The 8963-nt window shown below is 40.1% G+C and carries 9 protein-coding genes; 8 read left to right on the forward strand and 1 reads right to left on the reverse strand.

Annotation, left to right across the window (positions count from 1 at the left end; genetic code table 11):
- Window positions 1-338 precede the first annotated feature (338 nt).
- Entirely contained in the window at window positions 339-1136 is a 798-nt protein-coding gene (locus FC36_RS06850) for a hypothetical protein (protein ID WP_025021593.1), read from the reverse strand.
- Between the two features lie 153 nt (window positions 1137-1289).
- On the opposite strand from FC36_RS06850, the gene FC36_RS06855 reads away from it, so the two are divergent.
- The 8 genes from FC36_RS06855 to FC36_RS06890 all read left to right on the forward strand — a co-directional run.
- A complete protein-coding gene (locus FC36_RS06855) occupies window positions 1290-2285 on the forward strand; it encodes a D-2-hydroxyacid dehydrogenase (protein WP_025021484.1) in 996 nt (331 codons plus the stop codon).
- A gap of 133 nt (window positions 2286-2418) precedes the next feature.
- Complete coding sequence (locus FC36_RS06860) at window positions 2419-3378, forward strand: zinc-binding dehydrogenase (RefSeq protein WP_025021483.1); 960 nt, start codon at window positions 2419-2421, stop codon at window positions 3376-3378.
- Window positions 3379-3382: 4 nt separating this feature from the next.
- Window positions 3383-3835 (forward strand): MarR family winged helix-turn-helix transcriptional regulator, encoded by a 453-nt coding sequence (locus tag FC36_RS06865; protein ID WP_025021482.1) that lies wholly within the window; start codon window positions 3383-3385, stop codon window positions 3833-3835.
- A 5-nt stretch (window positions 3836-3840) separates the two neighbouring features.
- A complete protein-coding gene (locus FC36_RS06870; RefSeq protein WP_025021481.1) occupies window positions 3841-4725 on the forward strand; it encodes a glycine betaine ABC transporter substrate-binding protein in 885 nt (294 codons plus the stop codon).
- Between the two features lie 12 nt (window positions 4726-4737).
- Window positions 4738-5370, forward strand: coding sequence for an ABC transporter permease (locus tag FC36_RS06875; protein ID WP_056986798.1), 633 nt, complete (start codon window positions 4738-4740; stop codon window positions 5368-5370).
- Complete coding sequence (locus FC36_RS06880) at window positions 5360-6133, forward strand: ABC transporter ATP-binding protein (protein ID WP_023858641.1); 774 nt, start codon at window positions 5360-5362, stop codon at window positions 6131-6133. The genes FC36_RS06875 and FC36_RS06880 overlap by 11 nt, the downstream gene beginning before the upstream one ends.
- Complete coding sequence (locus tag FC36_RS06885) at window positions 6130-6750, forward strand: ABC transporter permease (protein WP_025021480.1); 621 nt, start codon at window positions 6130-6132, stop codon at window positions 6748-6750. The genes FC36_RS06880 and FC36_RS06885 overlap by 4 nt, the downstream gene beginning before the upstream one ends.
- Before the next feature lie 470 nt (window positions 6751-7220).
- Window positions 7221-8963, forward strand: a 1743-nt coding sequence (locus FC36_RS06890; RefSeq protein ID WP_156409538.1) for a YSIRK-type signal peptide-containing protein, incomplete at its 3' end; no start/stop codon positions are given.

The raw sequence follows: 8963 nt of genomic DNA on the forward strand, positions 1-8963 counted from the left end.
GGACTCAAAATCCAGTGTCCGTTGAGGACGTATCGGTTCGACCCCGATCGCCGGTATTTTTTAAAATCGTTATTAACAAAAAGCCCGTTTTAACGGGCTTTTTGTTTGCTATAAATTGCCAAAATGTTGTCCAATTACTGGTAAGTTTTGACTATCCCAGGGTTGAGAACAGTTGACCAGGAAATGATGAATAATGTATAATAAAATTATAGTTGTTTAGACATACTTATAATTGGGTAACGACTCGGATTGGATTTAGAAGTTGTTAACCGGATATACAAAAGGAGAAGTGAGTAGTTGGATTGACTCACTTCTCCTTTTTATATTGATGCTACGTTTTAGCTAAAAATAGCTAGATTAGTTGAATAATCTTCGGGTTGACGTTCACTTAGTCGAGACCAAAGATCGATGCCGGCTTGATTTAAAACTAAGCCCCAATCACCATTAGGTAAGTCCTTGAATTCAAAGAGATAATCGTGTTTCCGAGGGAAACTCCCGTCGATATTATCAGCGGTTTCAAAGCCTTGACGAGTTGTGACAATTAAACCACTATCAATTATTGCAACCGAGGTTAGTGATTCGTCTTCACGAATTAGGGCATCTAACATGATGTAGTCCCCAATGCTTACCCGCACTCCATTTGAAGCTGAATAAATATCTTTGAGTGGTAATGAGAAACAATTAGCCAAGTGTAATGGTTCTGGAAGGTAATTCCATGCTCCTTGTTCTTGTTTTGAATGAGCTAAAAGAATCGGGTTTTGGATGAGAAGTTCTTCCTTTTCTGCATCATAGTCACTTACCAAACCACGAATAACGATGTGCTCAGAGATGTAGTTTTTTAGCCCACTTAATGGTTGAGCTTGCAGACGTGCATCTGTTAAGAAATATCCTTGTAAGTAACGAGCAGTCGCCTTGCGTGATGCCAGGAGTTCAGCAGGGAAATTGGCAATACTTCGCTTGTCATCTGCTTGTTTGACATTTTTTAACATAGTGATTGAATCTTTGACGAATTGCTCATCAGAAATGTGGTTCATCGGGGTGAAAGCATCATGCTGACGTCGAATGGGTTGAGCTTTTCTTGCCTGAGATTGCTTTTGATGCAAAAGTTTTTTTGCATTAATTTTTTTCTTTGCCATGTTTACCTCACATAATTATTATTTCTTCCAGTATATTAGAATATGCACAACATGTCTAGAGTAGTTATCAAGAAATGGTCTTGATTTTACAATTTAAATCAAGTATTATTATAATTAATATTTCATTATATTTTAATTTAGGGGGCGACTTTAATGAAAGTGATAATGTATGGAGTTTCTGATGATGAACGACGCCATGTACAAGCTTGGCAAGACCAACACCAGGATGAAATTAAGTTAGTGACAGAACCTTTGACCAAAGAAACTGTTGCTTTGGCGGCTGGCTTTGATGGAGTTTCTACTAAGCAAGTCGAAAGCTTAGATGAAGAAGTTTATCAGCAATTATCTGCCTTTGGTATCAAACACCTTGCTTTACGAATTGTAGGTTACAATATCGTTGATTTTGACAAGGCTCATGCGCATGGCATTACGACAGTGTCCAATGTTCCTGCTTACTCACCACGAGCAATTGCTGAAAATGGTTTGGCGGTGGCGCTTAACTTACTACGGAAAATCTCCGTCCTTCAAGACCGCGAACGTCGTGGTGATTTCACTTTACCGGAATCATTAATGAGCGAGGAAATTTATACTAAAACGGTGGGGGTTATTGGAGTTGGTAATATTGGTTCGGCCTCGGCGCAACTTTACAGTGCTTTAGGGGCCAGAGTGCTGGGCTATGATCCGATTTATCGTGCCAATTATGAACCCTACTTGACATACACTGATTTAGAAACGGTCTTGAAAGAAGCTGATATTATCACAATTCATACGCCATTAGACGATAGTACCCGGGAAATGTTAGGTGCGAAGGAATTTGCGCTGATGAAGCCTGGTACCATTTTCATTAACCAAGCACGAGGGGGCTTGGTTGATACGGAGGCGATGATTGCGGCTTTGGAATCTGGTCATTTAGGTGGTGTGGGCTTGGATGTTTTATCTAGTGAAAGTGAGTTCTTCTGGAAGGTGATTGAAGACCCCGCCCAACTTCCTGCTGACTACCAACGTCTAGCTAAAATGCCTAATGCAATTGTTACCCCGCACTCAGCCTACTACACGCAAACCGCTGTGCGTAACATGGTAATGCAGAGTTTGGAAGATATTCGCCGTTTCCTTAACGGCCAAAAGCCTCTTTACGTGGTTGACTTATAAACAATTGTTGCCGCTTTTCTATGGAGAAGCGGTATTTATTTATTTTTAAAATTAGTCAAAATATTTGACTTTATTTCAAAAGATTAGTAAGATTAAATGGTAAAAATATTTGACTATCAAAGGAGGGAGTTTTTTGAAAGCGATTGTCGTGCATCATGCCGGAGGACCAGAGGTATTGCGACTTGAAGAGCGTCTCATTCCGCAAGTAAAGCCTGGTTGGTCAGTGATTAAAATTAGGGCTTTTGGAATTAATCGCTCTGAAATTTTCACCCGGCAAGGCTTTTCACCGCAGGTTACTTTTCCACGAATCCTAGGGATAGAGTGTGTAGGGGAGATTTTTGCAAGTAGTGATACTGAAAGATTACCATACGGGCAAAAAGTACTCACAACCATGGGAGAAATGGGGCGTCAGTTTGATGGATCTTATGCCCAATATGTTCTAGTGACTAACGAGCAAATTTTTCCCATTGCCACAGATTTGAGTTGGGAAAATTTGGCCGCTATCCCAGAAACTTACTTTACCGCCTATGGCTCAATGTTACAGTTGCAACTTCAAGCGGGTGACCGTATTTTAGTAAGGGCGGCCGCTTCAGGTGTGGGGGTAGCCTTTGTAAAACTTGTCAAAGCCCGCTATCCTGAACTAGTGGTGGTAGCATCCGTCCGAAATTTAGCTAAAAAAGAGCAATTATTGGCTGTGGGCTATGACCAGGTTATTTTGGATAAGGCAGGATGCTTGCAGACGGAAGCGACGTTTACCAAAATTCTGGAATTAGTGGGACCAAAAGTTATCAAGGACTCATTGAAGCATTTAGATATGGGGGGAATTATTTGTGCTACGGGACTTCTAGGGGGACAGTGGTACCTCAAGGAGTTTGACCCTACGGAAGCTTTACGCAATAACGTCTATCTGACAACCTTTTATTCTGGTAATGTTTCTTCACAAGGATGGCAGAAGTTGCTAGATTATATCGCCAAGTATCAAGTAGATGTGAGTCCACAGCGAGTCTTTAGCTTAGAACAAATCCAAGAAGCTCATAAATTTTTAGAAAGTTCGCAAGCTTTTGGTAAGGTTATTATTAGAAATGAGGATTAAAATAATGGCAGTTAAGGATTTTCACACATACTTACGGATTTTAGAGGAGCGAGATGCGCTTTATGAAAATTATGCTCGTCAACATGGATTAAAGGGTAAGTCTTTGCAAATGTTATTATGGCTGGCTACTTACCCGCAAGTAACCGGTCAAGCAGTTACCCAGAAACTTTTAGCAGCGAAGACTTATTCAACGAAGCAGGTGGTAAATGCCACCATCAAAAATTGGCGGGCGCAGGGGTATTTAGAACTTTTACCATTGTTAGCTGATAAACGCCAAAAATACTTGCAGTTAACGGCACAAGGGCAAAAATTGGCGACAGAGATAATTGCGCCGTTAAATCACTACGAGTCCGAGGCTTTTACGAAACTAACAGAGGCCGAACAGGCGCAACTATTAGCTCTAACACGAAAGTACCATGCTAATTTAAAAGCGCAACTAGTTAAAGAAAAAGGGTGAAAAAAATGAAAAATAAATTTTTAAAGTTAAGTGTAATGTTCGTGGTGGTACTATGTACTTTGACTACAGTAGCTAGTAGTGTAAGTGCCGCATCTGTGGTAGTTGGTGCGAAGAATTTTACAGAGAGTCAAGTAGTTAGTGAAATCTATGCGCTGGCGCTAGAAAAAGAAGGCTTTAAGGTAAGTCGTAAGCAAAGTATTTCTTCTTCTGTGATTCCAACTGCAATTAAAAAAGGGCAAATTGACCTTTATCCAGAATATACGGGGACAGCGCTGCTAACTATTCTGAAAGGAAAAATGACTACTGATCCAGACCAAGCTTACCAAAAAGCTAAGGCCGGTTTAGCCAAGCAAGGACTAACAGCTTTACCATATGCGCCCGGTAATGATGGTCAAGGGATTGCTATGCGGGCCAGTGTGGCCAAGAAGTATGGTATTCGCACGATTTCTGACTTACAGCGTCATGCGGAGAAGATTCGTTTTGCTTCACAAGGTGAATTTGATAAGCGGACAGACGGTCTAGCAGGTTTAGCCAAGAAATATGGTGATTTCAAGTTCAAATCCAATAAGGTTTATGACAATGCTTTAAAGTACCAAATTTTAAGTCAAAGCAAAGCCGATGCGACCCCAGCCTACACTACAGAGGGTCAGTTAGCCTCGAAGAAATATGTGGTCTTAAAAGATGACAAAAATTTCTGGCCACCATATAATTTGATGCCGATTGTTACGACTAAGGTTGCCAAGCAAAATCCTAAGTTGGTGAAAACTATTAATCAAGTTGACCGTAAGTTAACGACTAAGACATTGATTAAATTAAATAAACAAGTGGATCTAGATAAGCACAGTTACAAGAGTGTTGCCAAGAAATGGTATCAAGCTAATTTTGATTAGGGGGCGGTAGCGATGTTTACCGACATTATCCAGTATTTTGCCACTGATAGTGACCAGTATCTTCAGGCCGTTGGTCAACATTTGACTTTGAGTTTGACAACTTTGTTACTAGCAAGTCTATGTGCGTTACCCTTAGGTTATTTAGGCAGTGAAATCCCTGTGATTGCTAAAGTTGCGACGAGCTTTGCACAGGCCTTACGTATCATTCCAAGTTTGGCACTATTGTTCATCTTAATTCCGATTATGGGGGTTGGAACGTTACCGGCTATAACGGCCTTGTTCGTTTTGGCCTTACCGCCTTTGCTAATTAATACCTTGCTAGGTTTCCGGGAAGTATCACCGCAAATACTAGAAGTTGGCACTGGTTTAGGGATGGATGCTCATCAATTATTTTGGCAAGTCAAGTTTCCTCTAGCTTTGCCTTATATTCTAAATGGGATAAAACTTGCTTTAGTGGAAATCATGGCTTCAGCCACGCTGGCAACCTATATTGGTGCTGGGGGACTGGGAACGCTGATTTTCACGGGCTTAGGACTTTATCGGCTGGATCTCTTGTTAATTGGTGGTGTCTCAGTGGCGTTACTATCGCTTTTAGCGATGGTTGCTTTTGATTATGTGATTGGAAGGTTGAAAAATGGTAGCTAAGCAAACAGTTTTAGAGTTTCAGCATGTGGTAAAGAAATATGGTTCACAAGTGATTTTGCCCGACTTGTCATTTACTGTGCGAGAAGGGGAATTTATCACAATTCTCGGGTCATCGGGGTCTGGGAAGACGACGACTTTAAAGTTAATCAACCACTTAATAGAACCAACGCAAGGGAAGATTTTGTTGAAGGGTCAAGACAGTCAAGCCCTAGATTTGATTGCTCTACGGCGACAAATGGGGTATGTTGTGCAGTCAATCGGGTTGTTTCCTCATATGACAGTAGCTGAAAATATTGCGACCGTACCTAAGTTGCTCAAGTGGTCATCGCCAAAAATTGAGCAACGAGTAAAAGAACTGCTCGAATTGGTGCAACTCGATCCAGAAAAATACCAAAAACGTTATCCCCGCCAGCTTTCTGGGGGACAACAACAGCGCGTCGGCGTGGCACGGGCCTTGGCCGCCAATCCTGAATTTGTCCTTTTTGATGAGCCGTTTGGAGCCATTGATGCTTTGACGCGTTTAGAATTACAAAAACAACTTAAAACCATCCATCAATCACTGGGGCAAAAGACCTTTTTACTTGTAACGCATGATATTGCCGAGGCTTTTTATTTAGGCGACCGGGTGATGATTATGCATGAAGGGAAAATTGAAGCCTTTGACAAGCCTCAAAAGATTATCCAAAATCCTCCTACACCTTTTGTACAAAATTTAATGGCGACAGTTAAGGCGGAACAGAAAATGTGGGAGGGCTTAGAATGAAAGCTTACTTTATAGAAAACTATGCGGAATTGTTAACCTATACAGGGCAACAGTTAATCTTGGTTGTGCCAGCCTTAGTTATGGCGCTGTTTATCGCATTAAGTCTCATTTCATGGGGGCTGAAGCATCCGCAGGTAATGACAAAATTGGTTTACTTTTTTTCTGTCCTTTATGCGGTACCGAGCTATGCTTTCTTCGCTCTCTTGATTCCTTTCCTAGGTCTAGGGATGCCAACAGCAATCGTCGTGCTGACGTTATACAGCGAGTATATTTTGTTACGGACGTTGGTAACGGGGTTAGAAGAAATCGATCCAAGTTTAGTGGAGGCAGCCCGAGGGTTGGGGATGACTACGGGACAAATTTTTACTAAGATTCAGTTACCGTTATTAGTTCCGGCGATTTTTTCTGGCTTGCGGGTAGCCTTAGCAGCGACCATGGGTTCCGCGACCATTGCGGCGACTATCTCGGCTGGTGGTCTGGGGCAGGTTCTATTTACAGGTTTACAAATGCAGGACATTAATATTTTATTGGTGGGAACGTTCTTAACGGTAGCGTTAACCCTATTGTTATTACTAGGTTTATGGTGGTTAGAAAAGATTATGACACCTCAAATTTAAAAAATTCTCCCTAAAACTATTAGGGGGGATTTTTTGTTGAGCAAGAAGCTAGTTGGGAAACTGAATAAAAAAATAAAGTTATTTATAGTAATTAATCAGTTGTTATGTAGCTGAAAGGATAAGCTTGATAAAGCTTGAAACTATAGAATCTCGTTATTTTAAATGGCATTAAGATTAGAAAAAGATTAGCGAAAAATAATTTATTTCAAAATAATGTATATCCATGTTTTGGGATGAAAATATTGTATTGATTTTTTTTGGAAATTTATGTTGTGCAAATTTTAAAAAAAGTGGCATTTTTTAAGTAATTTTAAAAGAAAGTAAAAAAAATATAAAGTTAAAGTATTAAATAACCCCCCCTTTTTTTGATGTATATACACAAAAATTAGCAAGTTGAAGTTAATTGGGAAGTCTGTATAATCAAAATATCGAATGAAATATTTTAAGAAGTTTAAATAGGGGGAAGTTTAATGGTTTCGAAAAACAATACTCGTTTATATGATGAAAAAATGAACAAAAACAAGTTCAAGTATTCAATTAGAAAATTAAACGTTGGTGTAGCTTCAGTGTTAATTGGGGTAACGTTTGGTTTAGGTGCTTTAGCGGCAACTGCTTCTGCAGATGAAGTAAACCAAGCTCAAACAACAGAGGTATCTACACCAGTTAAGGCAAGTGCAACAGAAGAAGGGGAAACGACTTCTGTTGTTAGTACACAAGCACAACAAGAAGAAACAACGGCATCTGCTGACGATGCAACAGCAACGGAATCATCTAATGCTGAAGCACAAACAACAACATTTAATGTTGCTGATTTTGCGCAAAATAATGCGGTTTCAGCTGATATGTTAGCTGAAAGCAAGGCAGTAACAACAGGCGATGCTGAAGATCGCGCTGCAGTTCCGGCAGAAAATCAAACAAATCCTCACCGGAGTTACGATGTTCCAGATAGGAAAACGTCAACGCCAGAGTATTCTAGTGGGGACGGCCACTTTGCTAATTTAGTTGACGATCACTACAAAATTGGTTGGACACAAGATCAACTAAGTTCACGGCCTAATGACCCGGGTTTTGCATTATCTGATGACGGTAAGACCTTAGTATATCGTCTAGCAGCTGGGGATACAACAAGGTTTGAACTGAATGATATTCTTAGTTTACTCTATGTTCAACCTGAAGTTAACCCTAACCAGGTTATTTGGGGTAACGACAAGCGTTCAGCTGAAAATGGTCTAACTGATACTGTTAATGGTATAACATGGTCTCAAGATAAAAGAAACCGAAGCCGTTTCTACTACGCTAATGGTAACCAAGCGATGGTTTTAGATATCGTTGATAAGAACAGAAATGGTGACTTTACGATAGACTTAAATCCTAATAAATATGCGGGAAAAACCACTACGGCTACCTTGACAATTCCAGAAGATAATGAATCACGTAAAGTTTATTATCCAGGAACAGAAATTAAATTACCTAATGAAAATAACGTAAATTACTACACAGGTGCAGATATTAAGAAGGGTTACTTAGTAGCTACTGACCGTGAAGTTAATAAAGTGGGTTACGCCCAAGACGTCTGGGGAACTAAATCAATTAAATTTGTTTTAGTTCCCGTTAATGCTGCGCCACTTATTAATGTTGAATCAACTGCAAAGAATATGAACCTAGGTGAACTACATCATGATGAAGAAAATAAGGTAGAATACTACAGCATTAATAAAGAAAAACTTTCCGATATAAGAGAAGGTTTAATGGCTGTGTCTGATTACATGGATGATGCAACGGGTGCGACTATTAATAAAGAATTAGAAATTATTCCGGCTGGTCAAATGCAAGGAAAAGAGCTGTACACCGTTAAGATGACAGCGACAGATAGTACAGGTTTAACTTCTAAAGCCGAATTCAATATTGTTATAGATATTGACAAGACTAATTTGGAAGAAGCTATCAAGGATGGCAAAGATTTCCAAAAGGATAATAACTACAAGAACGCTGTCGATGATGACAAGCGAGCTTTGGATAACGCAATCAAGAACGGTGAAACTGTTAAGAATAATCCAACCGCAAGCCAAGCAGATGTGGACGCAGCGAAGGAAGCCATTGATAAAGCAATGAATGCCATCAAGGACAAAGCTAACCAAGCAAGCGCTCAACCAACGAACGTTCAAGCTGTGAAGGATGCCCAAGGTACAGCAGTTACAGGTAAGGCAACCCCA

The sequence above is a fragment of the Ligilactobacillus equi DSM 15833 = JCM 10991 genome, assembly GCF_001435735.1.
Taxonomy (GTDB): Bacteria; Bacillota; Bacilli; order Lactobacillales; family Lactobacillaceae; genus Ligilactobacillus; species Ligilactobacillus equi.

What these genes read in the sequence shown, in the direction of transcription:
- FC36_RS06850 (WP_025021593.1), bottom strand. Translation starts at nt 1,136, where the DNA reads ATGGCAAAGAAAAAAATTAATGCAAAAAAACTTTTGCATCAAAAGCAA.
- FC36_RS06855 (WP_025021484.1), top strand. Translation starts at nt 1,290, where the DNA reads ATGAAAGTGATAATGTATGGAGTTTCTGATGATGAACGACGCCATGTA.
- FC36_RS06865 (WP_025021482.1), top strand. Translation starts at nt 3,383, where the DNA reads ATGGCAGTTAAGGATTTTCACACATACTTACGGATTTTAGAGGAGCGA.
- FC36_RS06870 (WP_025021481.1), top strand. Translation starts at nt 3,841, where the DNA reads ATGAAAAATAAATTTTTAAAGTTAAGTGTAATGTTCGTGGTGGTACTA.
- FC36_RS06875 (WP_056986798.1), top strand. Translation starts at nt 4,738, where the DNA reads ATGTTTACCGACATTATCCAGTATTTTGCCACTGATAGTGACCAGTAT.
- FC36_RS06880 (WP_023858641.1), top strand. Translation starts at nt 5,360, where the DNA reads ATGGTAGCTAAGCAAACAGTTTTAGAGTTTCAGCATGTGGTAAAGAAA.
- FC36_RS06885 (WP_025021480.1), top strand. Translation starts at nt 6,130, where the DNA reads ATGAAAGCTTACTTTATAGAAAACTATGCGGAATTGTTAACCTATACA.